Source organism: Streptomyces corchorusii (assembly GCF_001514055.1).
GTDB lineage: Bacteria > Actinomycetota > Actinomycetes > Streptomycetales > Streptomycetaceae > Streptomyces > Streptomyces olivaceoviridis.
Window position 1 is genome coordinate 26,230 of record NZ_KQ948378.1, and the last position, 14,731, is coordinate 40,960.

Annotated in this window: 11 protein-coding genes; 8 read left to right on the forward strand and 3 right to left on the reverse strand. The window is 73.9% G+C overall.

Features of this window, described 5'->3' with window-relative positions:
- On the reverse strand, positions 1–2,026 hold a 2,026-nt coding region (locus AQJ11_RS42140; RefSeq protein ID WP_167360908.1), incomplete at its 3' end, for an AAA family ATPase.
- Between the two features lie 570 nt (positions 2,027–2,596).
- On the opposite strand from AQJ11_RS42140, the gene AQJ11_RS42145 reads away from it, so the two are divergent.
- Positions 2,597–2,995, forward strand: coding sequence for a WhiB family transcriptional regulator (locus AQJ11_RS42145; RefSeq protein ID WP_059266984.1), 399 nt, complete (start codon positions 2,597–2,599; stop codon positions 2,993–2,995).
- Positions 2,996–3,008: 13 nt separating this feature from the next.
- Here AQJ11_RS42145 and AQJ11_RS42150 read toward each other — a convergent pair whose 3' ends face one another.
- Positions 3,009–3,590 carry a TetR/AcrR family transcriptional regulator gene (locus tag AQJ11_RS42150; protein ID WP_237281235.1) on the reverse strand — a complete coding sequence of 194 codons (582 nt, stop codon included), beginning with the start codon at positions 3,588–3,590 and terminating at the stop codon, positions 3,009–3,011.
- A gap of 123 nt (positions 3,591–3,713) precedes the next feature.
- Here AQJ11_RS42150 and AQJ11_RS42155 point away from each other — a divergent pair, with 123 nt between their 5' ends.
- The 7 genes from AQJ11_RS42155 to AQJ11_RS42185 all read left to right on the forward strand — a co-directional run bounded on the left by AQJ11_RS42155 (position 3,714) and on the right by AQJ11_RS42185 (position 10,611).
- On the forward strand, positions 3,714–4,916 hold the full coding sequence (locus AQJ11_RS42155; protein WP_059266985.1) for an acyl-CoA dehydrogenase family protein: 1,203 nt from the start codon (positions 3,714–3,716) through the stop codon (positions 4,914–4,916).
- 123 nt (positions 4,917–5,039) lie between these two features.
- Positions 5,040–5,555, forward strand: coding sequence for a flavin reductase family protein (locus tag AQJ11_RS42160; RefSeq protein ID WP_059266986.1), 516 nt, complete (start codon positions 5,040–5,042; stop codon positions 5,553–5,555).
- A 369-nt stretch (positions 5,556–5,924) separates the two neighbouring features.
- Positions 5,925–6,896 (forward strand): NAD(P)-dependent oxidoreductase, encoded by a 972-nt coding sequence (locus AQJ11_RS42165; RefSeq protein WP_059266987.1) that lies wholly within the window; start codon positions 5,925–5,927, stop codon positions 6,894–6,896.
- A gap of 3 nt (positions 6,897–6,899) precedes the next feature.
- Entirely contained in the window at positions 6,900–7,838 is a 939-nt protein-coding gene (locus tag AQJ11_RS42170; RefSeq protein ID WP_059266988.1) for a hypothetical protein, read from the forward strand.
- On the forward strand, positions 7,835–8,671 hold the full coding sequence (locus AQJ11_RS42175; protein ID WP_058084570.1) for a prephenate dehydratase: 837 nt from the start codon (positions 7,835–7,837) through the stop codon (positions 8,669–8,671). Before AQJ11_RS42170 ends, AQJ11_RS42175 begins: the two co-directional genes overlap by 4 nt.
- Positions 8,672–9,032: 361 nt before the next feature.
- Positions 9,033–9,683, forward strand: coding sequence for an HAD-IA family hydrolase (locus AQJ11_RS42180; RefSeq protein ID WP_059266989.1), 651 nt, complete (start codon positions 9,033–9,035; stop codon positions 9,681–9,683).
- Between the two features lie 10 nt (positions 9,684–9,693).
- Positions 9,694–10,611 (forward strand): TIGR03619 family F420-dependent LLM class oxidoreductase, encoded by a 918-nt coding sequence (locus AQJ11_RS42185; protein WP_059266990.1) that lies wholly within the window; start codon positions 9,694–9,696, stop codon positions 10,609–10,611.
- 245 nt (positions 10,612–10,856) lie between these two features.
- Here the strand turns inward: AQJ11_RS42185 and AQJ11_RS42190 are convergent, their stop codons facing one another.
- Positions 10,857–14,519, reverse strand: a complete 3,663-nt coding sequence (locus AQJ11_RS42190; protein ID WP_059266991.1) for a S8 family serine peptidase — start codon at positions 14,517–14,519, stop codon at positions 10,857–10,859.
- Positions 14,520–14,731: the final 212 nt, after the last annotated feature.

Below are 14,731 nucleotides of genomic sequence, written 5' to 3' on the forward strand. Positions count from 1 at the left end.
CGTCGGTGATCTGGGTGAGGAAGCCGACGCCGCGGGGTCGGGCCCAGGCGTCGACGGTAGCCTGGAGTTCCCGTGCCCGTTCGACCTGGCCGCGCATCGCCGCGAGCAGACCGAGATACGCCCGGGTGTGATGGGCGAACAGCGCGTGGTGGTGTGACGCCGCCAGTTCCAGGCCACGCTGTCCGGTCCGCTCGGCCTCGTCCCATTCCCCGACCGCGAGCTGGTCGAGCATGATCAGGTGCAGCATGGTGATGCCGGACACCGCGGCACCCGTCTCCACCTCGCGGTCGACGGTGCGCTGGAGATGCGGCCGGTAGTGGCTGAGGGTGTCCACGTGGTAGGCGGCGACCGACAGCCGGCTGATGTCCCACGGTTCGAGCGCGCGGAGGTCGGCGAAGGCGCGTTCCACCCGCTCCGCCACACCCGCGCCGCGCCGGACGATGTCCCCCCACGCGTCCTCGTAGACACGGGAGAGGGGGGACACCAGGTCCCCCAGGGAGCCGAGGAGATCGTGCGTCCGTTCCCACGACGTCTCGTCGCTCGCGTACTGGTCGATTGCGAGCAGCAAGTTCACCAGCCGGGTGAGCACCTCGTTCGGCTCTGTCGCGCCGCTGTCACGGATGCTCTCGATCGCCGCCGTGACCTGGCGGTGCGAGGTGCGGACGTCCCCGTCGTCGTACAGCGCGCCATAGGCCGACGCGACCACGGAGGCCGGGGAGTCGTTCCCACCGGGCGTGGTGTCGGAGCCGACCAGTTGCTGGGCCCGGTCCAGCAGGCCGGCGTGACCGGCGATGAACGCCGCGCTGCCCAGTCGCCGGGACCGCTCCTCGCGGCCCTCGCTCAGTTCCGCGGCCCGGGTCAGCCAGGTCACGGCGGCCTGTGAGCCGCCGCGCCGGGTGGCGGAGTCGGCCGCCGCCTCCAGCGCCGCCGCCACCGCCTCGTCCGGGTCGACCGTCGAGGCCGCCAGGTGCATGGCACGCCGTTCCACGTCGTCGCGGTGCACGTGCGCGAGCACCGCGTGGGCCGCGCGGCGCTCGTTGGGCGTCGCCGTCTGGACGACCGTCGAGCGCACCAGCGGGTGCCGGAAGACGAAGTCGCCGCTGAGCGGGTCGATGCCCAGCAGGCCTGCCGCCAGCGCCTCTTCGGTGTCGCGCATGCGGTAGCGCGTGCCGCGGGCACGGCCTGCCGCCGTGCCCGCTCCGACGCCGTCCAGGGCGCCGCGCAGCAGTTCCGCGCGTACGGCGTCACCGAGGGCCTCGATGCGGGCGCCGTAGACGTGCCGCAGGCGCAGGGGCAGCGGGACGCCGGTGTACCCGACCAGGTCCTCCCGGTTGCCCGCCGCCCGGCCGCTGCGCAGCACATGGGGCGGCAGTTCCAGCAGGGCCAGCGGGTTGCCCAGTGCCTCGTCCAGGACGAGACGGCGGATCCGGGGGTCCAGGCCGGGGTGGTGCATGTCGAGGAGCTGCTCGGAGGCCTTCTCGGACAGCGTGGTCACCGGCAGGTGCGGCAGCGCGGCCGTGTCGAAGCCGGAGGCGAGGTCGGAGCGCAGGCCGACCGCGAGCTTGACCGAGCTGCCGGTGAGCCGGCGGCCCACGAATCCGCACACCTCGGTGCTGGAGGTGTCCAGCCACTGGCCGTCGTCGAGTACCAGCAGGAGGGGCTTCTGCGACGCCGCGAGGGAGAGCAGGTCGAGGACGGCGATGCCGAGGGTCATGACCGAGGGGGGCGGGCCCTGGCTCCTGCCGAAGACGACGTCGAAGACGCCTCGGTGGGTGTCGTCGAGCCGGTCGATGTAGGGCAGCAGCGGGTAGAGGAACTGGTGCAGGCCGGCGAAGGGCAGCTCCGATTCGGCCTCGACCCCGGCGGCCCGGATCACGCGGTGCTTCTCGTGCGCCGCGAGGTCGGCGACGTGGTCCAGCAGGGCGCTCTTGCCCACACCGGTGTCGCCGCGCAGGACGAGAGCCTGGCCCCCCGGGGCCGTCACGAAGCCGGACAGTACCTCCTGCTCGCGTTCGCGGCCGACCATCGTCCTGTCGATCGACTCCACCGTCCCCCACTCCCTTCCCCGCTGAACCGGCCCGGCCGAACGCTGCCGCGCCCGTGCGCACGGATCGCGCCAAGCGCAGAGGCGAGGGTACGTCCTCGTCGCTCCTGCGCGGTGCGGCGTTTCTTCCCGCGGCTCCCCTTCGGGGCGCCGGGACGGCGCGTGCACATGCTCCGGGCGGCCTCCTGAGCAGCGGTTGTGTTCCACGGGGGGCTCGCCGCCCTGCGAGCCGCCTTGAGTCGAAAGACTAGATGCACCTCAGGAAGTTCGTCACCTGGTATGGCCGAAAATGTTCTTGCTGCACGGCTTGCACCATGACTGACGGCTCCGGACGGGCGGCCCGCACCCCGTATGAGCTGTACCTTGCCCTTCGAGACACGTATCGTCGCCCCGGACAGCGAGGTCCGGGCGGCGCGCGCGTACGGCCCGGCCTGGCTCGATCCGGTACGCCGACCGCGGAACATGTGAGCTAGTGTCGGAGGCGTCTTCCGATACGTGTGTACGGACGCAGCAGGCGGCCCGGCCGGGACGCCGCAGGGGAGCGAGGCGGGCATGGACTGGGTCGACCAAGGGCTGTGCCGGGCGCAGCCGGACCGGATGTTCGCCGAAGGTGCCGCGCAGAACGAGGCCAAGGCCGTCTGCGCCGCCTGCCCGGTCCGGCTCGACTGCCTGGCCTACGCCCTCGACCACCGCGAGGAGTACGGCGTGTGGGGCGCGATGACGGAGCGGGAGCGCCGGGCGCTGCTGCGCCGCCGGCCGGCCGTGACGTCCTGGGCGGAGATCTTCCGCGCGGCTGCCGCGCACCCCGACCCGGCCCCGGTCGCCGCCCGCCGTGGCGTGGCCCCGGCCGTGGACCGCGACGCATCCCGGGCGGGGGACCGGACGCCGTACCGGCCCGTCCCGGCACGCGGGCGGCGGCCGGGCACGGCGCCGGCGGGGCTCGACCGCTGAGACCGCGGCGGGTTCAGGGCCGCAGCGCCTGGAGGGTCAGCTGGCCGTACCTGCGCCACAACGCCGGATCCCGCTCCGCGAGATTGACCAGTTGCAGGCACATGCCGCACAGCACCACGCGCAGGTCCAGCGGGTTGGCGTCCGGACGGATCCGGCCGGCGGTTCTGGCCTCCTCCATCAGAGCGGCCAGTCGGTCGAGCAAGGGACCGGTGTACGCCGTCGACCGCCCCTCCGCGAGCACCTCCGACAGCAGGCGGTCCCGGGCGAGGTTCTCGAAGAGCAGGAGCACGTAGGTGTCGAAGGTCCGCGTCGGCTCGGCCTCGGCCAGAGCGGGCGCGGTGATCCGCTCCAGTTCCGCCAGCCGATGCTCCACGACCGCTTCCACCAGGTCTTCCTTCGTCGGGTAGCTGCGGTACACCGTGGCCTTCCCCACGTCGGCACGCTCGGCGACCTGCGGCACGGTGCCCTGGAGCCCGAACTCCTCGAAGACCTCCAGTGCCGCGGCGAAGACCCGCTCGTGGTTGCGCCGGGCGTCGGCCCGTCTGCGGGGGGCGTCGAGCCGGTTCTGCTGCGGAGTCGTCTGCACCGGATTCACCCGTTCATTGTGCCTGCCGTGGTTCGGGGCAAGGACCGCGAGACAATCGGACCCCGGAGTCCGGTTATGCTGGCCACAGCAAACGGACCCGTGGGTCCGAATCCTGCTGTTCCTGGAGTGGTGATGACCGCATCGATCAGCGGCGAGCGCGCCCCGCTCACCGAACCCACCCGCCGGCTCATGGCGGCTGTCCAAGAGATCGCCCCCGTGCTGCGCCGCACCGCGGACGCGGCCGAGCGCGACAGCCGGCTGACGCCCGAGGCCGAGCGGGCGCTGCGGGAGGCGGGCCTGTTCCGCCTCGGCGTGCCGAAGCGCTGGGGCGGTGCGGAGCTGGCGCCCGCCGACAGCATGGAAGTGACGGCCGAAGTGGCACTGGCCTGCCCGTCGAGCGCCTGGGTGGTGATGGTCTCGTACGTGGCACAGCAGATCGCCGCCTCTTTCGGCGAGCAGGGGCGCCAGGACCTGTGGGGCGGCGGCCCCGACGTCCCCATGTGCGGGGTGTTCGGCAGCACGGGAGTCGTCTCGGCGCCCGTCGAGGGCGGGCTGCTCGTCTCCGGCTCCTGGGCCTGGGCGTCCGGCAGCCACCACGCCGACTGGGCCCTGCTCGGCGTCCCGCTGCCGGGGGAGTCGGGCGCCGGGACCGAACGGGGACTGGCGCTCGTGCCCGCCTCCGCCCTCGCCATCGAGAAGACCTGGGACATGGCGGGCATGCGCGGCACGGGCAGTGACACCCTGGTCGCCGACGAGGTCTTCGTCCCGTACCACCGGCTCCGGCGGTTCTCCGACGTCGTCCAGGGACGGGGACTGCCCGAGGAGTCGTTGTACCGGATTCCGCCGGGATCCATGACGGTCGTCTCCATGGGACCGCTGCTGGGCATCGGGAGGGCGGCCCTCCAGCTCACCCTGGAGACCGTCGAGGGCGGCAAGCCGATGGCCATGTCCCTGCACGCCCGGCTCGCCGACTCGCCGAGCGTGCAGGCCGCGCTCGCCGAGGCGGCCATCCTCATCGACTCCGCCCACCTGCACCTGCGGCGCTCGGCGGAGTTCATCGCCGCGGCGGCGGCCTCCGGGAGCACCCCCACGCTGGTCGAACGGGCGCGGGTGCGGATGGACGCGGGACACGCCTCCACGTGCCTGCGCCAGGCGATGCAGGCCCTGCTGACCGTCAGCGGAGCGGGCAGCTTCTCGCTCACCGGGACCTTGCAGCGGCACTGGCGCGATCTGGAGACCGCGTCGCGGCATCCCACGCTCAACCCCGGGCTCGCCAAGGAGATGTACGGCCGTGCGCTGGTGGGCGACGGGCGGCCGGTCAGCCCGATGGTCTGAGGCACCGCCCGCCGTATCCGCTCCCACGCCCGCCGTATCCGCTCCCACGCCCGCCGTATCCGCTCCCACGCCCGCCGGGCGGGCTCAAGTCCGTCGCGGCGGGCGAGAAAGAACAGAAGGCACATGTTCGACCTCAGCGCGTCGGAGGCCACCGGAGGAACCGTGCGCGAGGTGCTCGGGCACTTCGCGACGGGCGTCACCGTCATCACGGCCGGCGGGCCGGCCGGCCCGCTCGGCTTCACCTGCCAGTCCTTCGTGTCCCTCTCCCTCGACCCCCTGCTCGTCTCCTTCTCCCCGGCCCGGACCTCGCGGACCTGGCCCCTCATCCGTACGGCGGGCACCTTCGGGGTCAACGTCCTGGCCGCCGGCCAGGCGGACGTCAGCGCCGCGTTCGCCCGCCCCGGCCAAGGCAGGTTCCACGGGGTCGGATGGTCGCCGGGCCCGGGCGGCGCGCCACGGCTGGACGGTGTGTGCGCGTTCCTCTCGTGCGAGCTGTGGAACGAGTACGACGCCGGTGACCACACCCTGGTCGTCGGCCGGGTCGTGGCGCTCGGCGCGGACCCCGCTCGTGAACCGCTGGTCTTCCACCGCGGGCGCTACCGCGAGCTGGTACCGGGGCCGCCGTCCCACCCGCGGTGAGCGGGCCCGCCCGCCGCCCGGGCAGGCAGTCGTGCCCGGGCGGCGCCGCTGCCCCGCCGCGCCCGGTGTGCCGACGGGCACGTCGCCGGTACCTCCCCGCCGGGCACGGCCGCGCGTCGACACGTATGTCGTCCGGGCGGCCGGACACACCTCCGAGTGACGAGCCTCACGTGAACCTCCGCCCGTGACACACACGTCCTCACAAGTGAGGAAACGACTCCATGCCGACCGAGGCGGTCCGGACATCGTCCGCCGCGTGGACAGGCTCCGCGGGGGCGCGGTCCGGCGCGAACACCCCACCGCTTCACGAACGGCCGCACGTCGGTGCCGGCCCCACGCCGCACCTGAGCGGGAAGAAGCTGATGCACGATGAAGGACGGCACGACCGTCTGGCTCCCGTACCACCGAAGCCGGATCCCCGGACTGCCGGACGAGTTCACCTACGCGTACTGGGACGGGTCCGGCCCGTTGCCGGGTGACCCCGCAGAGGTCCGCTTCCTCGCCGGCCCACCGGCCCCCGGCGCCGACCGGGTGCTGCGCCCCGTCCTGCCGCGGATGCGCAACCTGGAGGTGCTCCAGCTCTTCAGCTCCGGCTACGACCACATGCTGCCGCTGCTGGACGCGATGCCGCCCGGAACCCGGCTGAGCACCGGGCACGGCGTGCACCGCGAGGCCACCGCCGAGCCGGCGGTCACCCTGCTGCCGGCCCTGTCCCGGGGGCTCGACGTGTTCGGTGCCCGGCGGGCCGAGGGGACGTGGCAGCCCGAGTTCCGCACCTCGCTGGTCGGCGAGCGCGTCCTGGTCGTCGGCCACGGCGCCGTCGGCGCGGCCGTCGCCGCCCGGCTCGGCGCGTTCCGGTGCGAGACGCTCTTCGTGGCCCGCGCCGCGCGCACCACACCGGCCGGACGCGTGCACGGGGCGCCGGAACTACGCGGACTGTTGCCCACGGCGGACGCGGTCGTGCTGTGCGCGCCGCTGACCGGGCAGACGCGCGGCATGTTCGGTGCGCAGGCGCCGGCACTCATGAGGGACGGTGCCCTGCTGGTGAACGTCGCCCGGGGAGAGCTGGTGGACACCGGCGCGCTGGTCCGGGAGGTGCGGGCGGGCCGGCTCCGGGCCGGGCTCGACGTCACCGATCCGGAACCGCTGCCGCCGGGCCATCCGCTGTGGCACCTGCCCGGCGTCCTCGTCACCCCGCACGTGGCGGCCTTCACCGACGCGTTCCCGGCGATGACCGAGGACTTCCCGCGCCGGCAACTGCACCGCTACGCACGGGGCGAGGAACTGCACAACGTGGTCCTGACGACGACCGCGGCCGGCGATGCCGTACGGGCGGCGTGAGCCATGACGACATCCACGCACGGTGACCACCTGCGGGTGCTCGGACCCGGCACCGGCCTCGCGCAGGTGTTCGCGTTCTACGAGGACCACGCCCATGGCGACCCGTCCGCCGCCTGGCAGGCGTTCACCACCGCCTGGAACTGGGCCGCGCCGCTGACCACTGCCGTACCCGGCGCGGACGTCCGGGACAGGCCGGTGGTGCGGCCGGCCGTCGCCGGCGGCTTCACCCTGGCCGGACTGTGGCACCTGCCGGCGCACGACGGAACCGGACCCTGGCTGGCGCTGCCGCTGACCGGCGGCGAGCGGCCGTTCCGCCCGGGCAGGGCAACGCCCGGCGGCCCGGATCTGTTCGCGGTGCCCTCCAAGGTGCTGCGGAGCGCGGTCCGTGCCGTCACGGGCGACGCCGTCGGGCCCGGACCCGCGTTCCGGCTGACGGGCGTGCACGTGCCCACGGGGTTCGCCACGCACACGGCGGCCACAGCGCTGCGCGCCGGGGACGCGCCGTTCCTGTGGACGGCGGTCGCGGCCCAGGCCCTGGGAGCGGCCCGGCGCATCACCGGGGCACTGGCCGCCGTGGACACGGTGCCCGGCGCGGCCCGGGGGCCGGTGCCCTCCGCCGCCGTGGCCGCCGAACTCGCCGCCGTGCTGCACGACGAGCGGCTGAGCCTGGCGGCGGCCCTGCACGGCGCGCCCTCCGCGCGGCTGGGCCTGCCGTCGTCCGCCGAGGAGCGGCTCGCCGCGCGCGTCGAGCGGGCCGGGAACGCCGTCCACCAGGTGGTCGCGTCGGCACTCGACCACGCACTGGCGTCGTACGGGTACGCCGGTGAGCACCCCCTGGTGCATCTCATGGAAGCCAGTGCACCGATACTTCAGCAGGTGCGGTACGCGACGCAGCTTCTGCCGCCCGACGACGGGACCTCCTGGAAAGGTGCAAATCGGTGACAACCGTCACATATCAGGGTGAACCTGGCTCCAACTCCGCGACCGCCGCACGCGCCCTGTACCCCGGAAGCGCTGAACTGCCCTGCACGAGCTTCGAGCAGGCGCTGGAGGCGGTGACACTCGGCACCGCCGACGTCGCCGTGATCCCGGTGGACAACTCCGCGGCAGGGCGCGTCGCGGACGTGCACCACCTGCTGCCCGAGTCCGGTCTGTTCATCACCGCCGAGTACTTCCTCGCCATCCGCTTCGACCTGATGGGGGTGCCCGGCGCGACCCTGGACCAGGTGGAGTGCGTACGCAGCCACGTCCACGCCCTGGGGCAGTGCCGCAAACTGCTGCGGGAGGGCGGCTGGCGCACCCTCGTCAGCGACGACACGGCCGGAGCGGCGCGCGAGGTGGCCGAGCTGGGCGACCCGCGGCACGCCGCGCTCGCCCCGCCCGCCGCGGCCGGGCTGCACGGCCTGGAGGTGCTGCGCGCGGGCGTCGAGGACGACCCGGACAACACCACGCGGTTCGTCGTGCTGTCCCGGGACGCCGCCCCCGCCCCCGACACCGGGGAGCCGACGATGACGAGCCTGTTCTTCAGCGTGCGCAACATCCCCAGCGCGCTGTACAAGACACTCGGCGGGTTCGCCACCAGCGGCGTGAACCTCACCAAGATCGAGAGCTACCAGATGGGCGCGGGGCTCAACGCCAGCCGCTTCTACGTCGAGATCGAGGGCCACCCCGACGACGAGCGCGTCGCCCTCGCCCTGCACGAGCTGCGCTTCTTCTCCTCCGAGGTGCGCATCCTGGGTGTGTACCCCGCACACCCGCACCGGCTGAAGGGCTGAACCGTCGCGGGTGGTCGCGGGCGACCCGAGCGGTCAGGGAGGACGGGTGTTCCTGACCGCACGGGCCGCCGGCCGCGACCGTCGTCACCGGCCGCCGGTGAACCGGGGCCTCCGCCGCCGTCGCCGGGGCGGCGAAGAACCCCTTCACCAGGACAACGCAGCGACCCCCCGGCAGGGTTCACGGCCGTGCGGGTGCGCGGCGGCGTCCCCGGCGCAGCGGCGAGGATCGGCACACATGACCGGTGAACACGCGCGAGGTGTCCCGGACGCCGAGCCGCGGCCTGCACACATGTACCCGCCCGACGAGAAACATGGCGACCCGGTGGAGGCCCCGGACCGGCCGGCCTTCTAAGGTGTGCGTATGACCCAGCACCGCAAGGGCCTCGTCCTCGACTTCGGTGGTGTGCTGACGACACCTCTGCTGCCCGCCGCGCTCGCCTTCGAAAGGCGCGCGGGACTGGCCGAGGGGACGCTGCTCACCGGCCTCTACCTGAACCCCGAGGGGATCCGGCTCACCGAGGAACTGGAGCGCGGCACACTCACCCAGACGCAGTGGAACGAAGCGGCCGGACGGCTGCTCGGCATCGCGCCGGACAGCCTGATGGGCCGGATCTTCGCCGACCTGCGTCCCGAGACCTCGGTGATCGCCGCAGCCGCCGCCGCGCGCCGGGCCGGGGTGAAGGTCGGCATCCTCTCGAACTCCGTCGGCCTGACCCCGTGGAACCTGTACGACGGCTACGAGGTGGACGAACTCTACGACGCCGTGGTGCTGTCCGAAGTCCACGGGACGCGCAAGCCCGAGCGGGAGATCTTCCGGCTCGTGCTGGAGCGGCTCGACCTGCCGGCCGAGGAGTGCGTCTTCGTCGACGACACCGAGCAGTACCTCCCTCCCGCGGCCGAACTCGGCTTCACCACCGTCCACGCGGTGGAGCCCGCACGGACGGTCGCCGCCCTGGAAAACCTGCTGGGCGTCGCGCTGACGGGCGCGCGTCCCGAGCGCACGACCCCATGAGGAGACTCGCATGCGACTGGGCCTGGCCCTTCCCACCTTCGGTCCCGACGCCACGCCGGAAGGCGTTCTCCGTGTCTGCCGCACCGCGGAGGAGATGGGATACGACTCCTTGTGGACGGGCGACCGGGTCCTCGCCCCCCACGTTCCGAGCGCGCCGTACCCGAGCCGTGACGGCGCGATGCCGCGCGTCTACGAGAACCACCTGGACCCCGTGGTGGCGCTCACCTTCGCCGCGTCGCACACGAGCCGCGTCCGCCTGGGCACGAGCACGCTCAACGGCCTGTGGCAGCCGCCGATCATGCTGGCCCGGTCGCTGACCACCCTCGACGTCCTCAGCCAGGGACGGCTCACCGTGGGTCTCGGCCTGGGCTGGATGCCCGACGAGTACACCGCGGTCTCCATACCGTGGCAGGGCCGGGGCGCGCGGCTCGACGAGACGCTGGACGTCCTGGAGGGGTACTGGGCCGAGGACGTCTTCGCCCACGAGGGGCCGCTGTTCACCATCCCGGAGACCGTGGTGGGGCTCAAGCCGCGCCAGCGCCCCAAGCCGCCCGTGCTGCTCGCGGCGTTCACCCCTGCGGGCCTGCGGCGGATCGGGCGCAGGCTCGACGGCTGGTTGCCCGTCGCGATGCCGCTCGCGCACCTCATGGGCATGTGGGACACCGTCGTCAAGGAGGCGGTGGAGGCGGACCGGGACCCGTCCGCCCTGCACATCGCGCTACGCGTCAACTCCGAGCTGACCGACACGAGGACCGGCCCGGACGAGATGCCCGGGGCGGGCACGCTGGACCAGTACATCGACTACGCGCGGGCCGCGGCGGAGGCAGGGGTGCACGAACTGTTCGTGGACTTCGGGCAGACGCACGCCACCCTCGCCGAACGTGTCGACCTGGCCGGCCGCTTCCTCGAAGGGGTCCGCGCGGGCTGACGGCCCACCGCGCGTGAACGGCGGAACGCCAAGGCCGGGTCCGCGGTCGCTCTACCGCTGTGCGACCGGCCGGAGTTCACCCGCACGCGACGCGCTGCCCGCCGCACCCGCCGCTGACGGTCATCCGGACCTCCGGCACCACGGATGACCCGGCACCGGGTGGAGCCGGGTCACTGCGGCGTGATCGCGATGCCGCGATCGCTGACGCGCTGCCGGGGCGGCCGGTTCGGCCGCCCCGGCATCCGCTACCTGAGCCCGAAGGCCCGCACGATGCTCTGCCGCACGCTGTTGCCGCGGGCGTCACGCGCGTCCACGCGCAGGCTGACGAACCGGGCGGTGCGGGGGGCGTCGAGCCGCGTCCGCCACCCGGTGCCCGAGTGCCGTAGCGTCGTGCTGTGCCAGGTGACCCCGTCGTCGTACGAGATCTCCAGGCCGACCTGTCCGATCGCTGCGGTGCCGGTGGACCCCGGCAGGTGCGAGGCGGTCACCGTCAGGCCGACGTGCCGCCCGGCCCGCCCGGAGACGTCGGTGGCGATCCCGTAGTCGAGCTGGATCAGCGGCAGTTGGGCCTGCTCGCCCGCGGCTCCCGCCCGTGAGGTGAACCCCCACTCGGTCCGGGTGGCGGTGGAGTAGGGCGCCGCCCAGGCGTCACGGGAGTTCTCCGAGACCAGACGGTAGGGGAGCGGGGCCGGGCTCAGACCGGACACGGTCATGGTGAGCTGGTAGCGGCCCATCTCACGGACGAGTTCGTCGCCCTGGTAGAGCCGCACCCGGTTGTCGACGTCGAAGTTGCCGTACGTACCGCCCAGATGACCGGTTCCCGAGTCGCCCCAGCCGGGGACGGACACGTACAGCCTGTCGTCCTGGCGGACCGGTGCGTCGCCGTCGAGGAGCCGTGGCCGCTGGACCGGCCCGAACCAGCTGACCCGGTCGGCGGATCCGGCGCGGTAGGTGACGGCCGGGGCGTACTGCTGCTGCTCGCCCGGGATCTGGGCCCGGTCCGACCAGGGCTCGCCCGCCGTGACCCAGTCCGTGCGCTCGCCCAGGGCCGGGGCGTCCGAGGGGTTCAGGGCGCTGCCGCCGACCGGTGTGACGTCGTCGCGGTTCTCCAGTGCCCGCCCGGCACGGTAGTTGCGGAACGAGACGTCGACGCGGGCGAGTTCGCGCCGGTCGGCCCGGTGGACGGGGTCGGCGGGGACGGCGCCCCGGTAGTCGTGGACGAGGTCGTAGACGTACTCGGTGACGGGGTGCGAGGTGACGGAGAGCCGGGTGCGGGCGTGGCCGGACGTCCGGGTGATGAGCCGTTCGCCCTCGTCACGGGTGAGCGTGGCGACGGTCAGCGGCGGTGGATCCGCCGGCAGCCAGGGGGAGTCGTCCCACGCTTGCAGGCGGCCGTCGCCGTCGTTGACGACCAGCAGCAGCCGGGCGCCCGCGGCGGTCGCCGCGGCGGCCTGCTCGGGCACGGGCACGGTGTCGTCGCGGCGTACCACGGCGGCCTTCCCGCGGACGTCGAGGGAGTTGTACGCGGCGGGGGCGCCGTCGCCGGCGAAGACCGCGTCGAGGCGGCGCCGGCCTTCGGGCAGCGGGGTCGCTCCCGGCGCGACGCGCAGATCGTCGAAGGCTCCGTCGCCGGAGGCCACCGTCAGAGCCGGCTGCCGCAGCCGCCACCGGGTGCCGAACACGAACTCCCCCTCCGCCACCTCGCGTCCGGTGGGCAGGGCCCAGACGCTGTCGTAGGCGGCGTCGGTCCAGCGGGAGGACGAGGACCAGTCGTCGGCGGCGAAGCCGCGGTAGAGGTCCACGCGGGAGCCGTCGGGTGTGCTCGGGTCCGGCGCCACGGTCCGTACCTGGCGGGCCTTGGTGCCGTCGAAGACCGCCGTACGGTCCCGTCCCAGGTCGATGTCGGTGACGGCCAGCAGGCCCTGTCCGATCGAGTGCGGGCCGTGGGCGCCCTCCAGCGGCGTGTCCAGCCACGCGGTGTAGGAACCCGGCGGCAGCCGCAGGTCCGTGGTCCCGGAGTCGTCGAGCGCCAGGGGCAGCCAGAACTTCTTCGCCGTGAGGACGACCGTGCCGGCGGCCGGCCGGCCGGCGCGGTCCTTCGCCTTCAGGGTGAGCCGGTGCCGCTCGCCCTCCTTGGCCGCGCTCAGGGACGTACGGGCGCGGACGGTGCCCGAGTCGTCGGTGGCCGTCAGGAAGGCGGCCGACGCCCGGTCGGCGGGGACCTGGTCGTAGTGCGCGGTCACGGTGACCGCGGCGGTGCCGTGTGCCGGGACGGACAGCCGGTCGGCGGAGAGGGTGAACGGACCGTCGGTCGTCAGGCGCAGGGCGATGGGGCTGCCGGCGGTGTTGGTGTACGTCACCGTCCGCTCGGCGGTCGTGCCGGCCGGGGTCGGCCAGGCGTGGAAGCCGAAGTCGGCGCCGCCGGAGGCGAACACGGTCGCCGTTGCGGTGGCGGCGATGTCCAGACGGCCGGCGCCGGCCTCGAAGGGGGTGTACCGGGGTGTCGCCGCGGTCGTGCTGACGAGAGCGTCCTTGAGCTGACGGCCGCTGAAGCCGGGGTGCCTGGCGGCCAGCAGGGCCGCGGCGCCGGCGACGTACGGCGTGGCCATCGAGGTGCCGCTCAGGGTCTGGTAGGGGCCCGAGCCTTCCGGCGCGTACTGGGAGCGCGCGGCGAGGATGTCGACGCCGGGGGCGGTGAGGTCCGGCTTGACGCCCCGGTCGCCGGGGCGCGGGCCCCGGCTGGAGAAGTCCGCGAGCGTGTCGGAGCCGTCGACGGCGCCCACGGTCAGGGCGGCATCGGCCACTCCGGGGGCGCCCACGGTGTAGCCGTCGGGCCCGGAGTTGCCCGCGGCCACCGTGAACAGCGCCCCGGTCTCCTCGCTGAGCCGGTCGACGGCCATGCTCAGCGGGTCGGAGCCGTCGGTGGACGGACCGCCCAGGCTCATGCTGATGACCTTCGCGTGCTGGTCGCGGGCCGCCCACTCCATGCCGGCCAGCACCCAGGAGTCCTGGCCCGTGCCGTCGTCGGAGAGCACCTTGCCGATGTGCAGCCGCGCGCCCGGCGCGACACCCTTCTCCCGGCCGCCGGACGCGGCACCCGTTCCGGCGATGGTGGAGGCCACGTGCGTGCCGTGGCCGTTCGCGTCGGTCACGGACTCACCGGGCACGAAGCCCGCGGTGGCGGCGATCCTGCCGGCGAGGTCGGGGTGCCCGGCGTCCACACCGGTGTCGAGGACCGCGACGTCCACGCCCTCACCGGTGTCGCCGGAGGCCCACACCCGCGGTGCCCCCACCTGCGCGGTACTCTCGGCGAGGGCGGCCTTCACCTTGCCGTCCAGCCAGATCTTGGCGATGCCGCCGCGCAGCCGGGGCCGCTGGTTCGCGTCCCGTGCGGCGGCGCCGCCGGTGACCGACGTCCAGAACGCCGCCGAACGGTCCACGGCCAGCGCCGCGCCCCCGATGCTCTCCAGCGTGCGCGTCGTGCGGGCGCCCCGCGGTGGCGTCTGGCGGCCGGAGTGCCGGCCCGCGTCCGTGTAGGTGACGATCAGGGGCAGCCGGTCGCGGTGCGCGTCGTCGTAGCCGTCGGCCAACAGCCGGGTGACGTCGAACAGTTCGCGGTCCAGCGAGCCGTCGGCGACGTACGGCAGCGCGTCGCGGGGATAGACGTAGGTGTCGCGTCCGCTGCGGTGGGTCTCGAAACCCGTGTAGCGGCCTTCGGGGTCTTGTACCAGGTGGCTCAGCGTGCCGTCGGGGGCCCGTACGACGGTGACCGTGTCGCCGGTCACCAGGGTCACCCGGGGTGCGTCGGGCGGGACCGCCGCCGGGGTGGTGGAGGCGGCGGGCGGTGGGGCGGGTGGTTCGCTGGCCGGGAAGGCCGGGACGGGTGACGCCGCCAGCACCGCGAACACGGTGCACAACGTCGTCCACCCGCGCCTGCGCCGAGGCAGAGGCGGCACGAGGGGTCCCTTCGTCGGACGGGGGTACGGGATGCCGGAATCATTCGACAGCCGGCCTGCGCACATGTCACCGCGCTCTGGCGCGGTTGCGCCGTGACGCAAAGTGGACACGTGGAGCCGGCCGGTGTGGCCGGTCCGGCCCGGAATGTGTGCGCGCCCTCGCT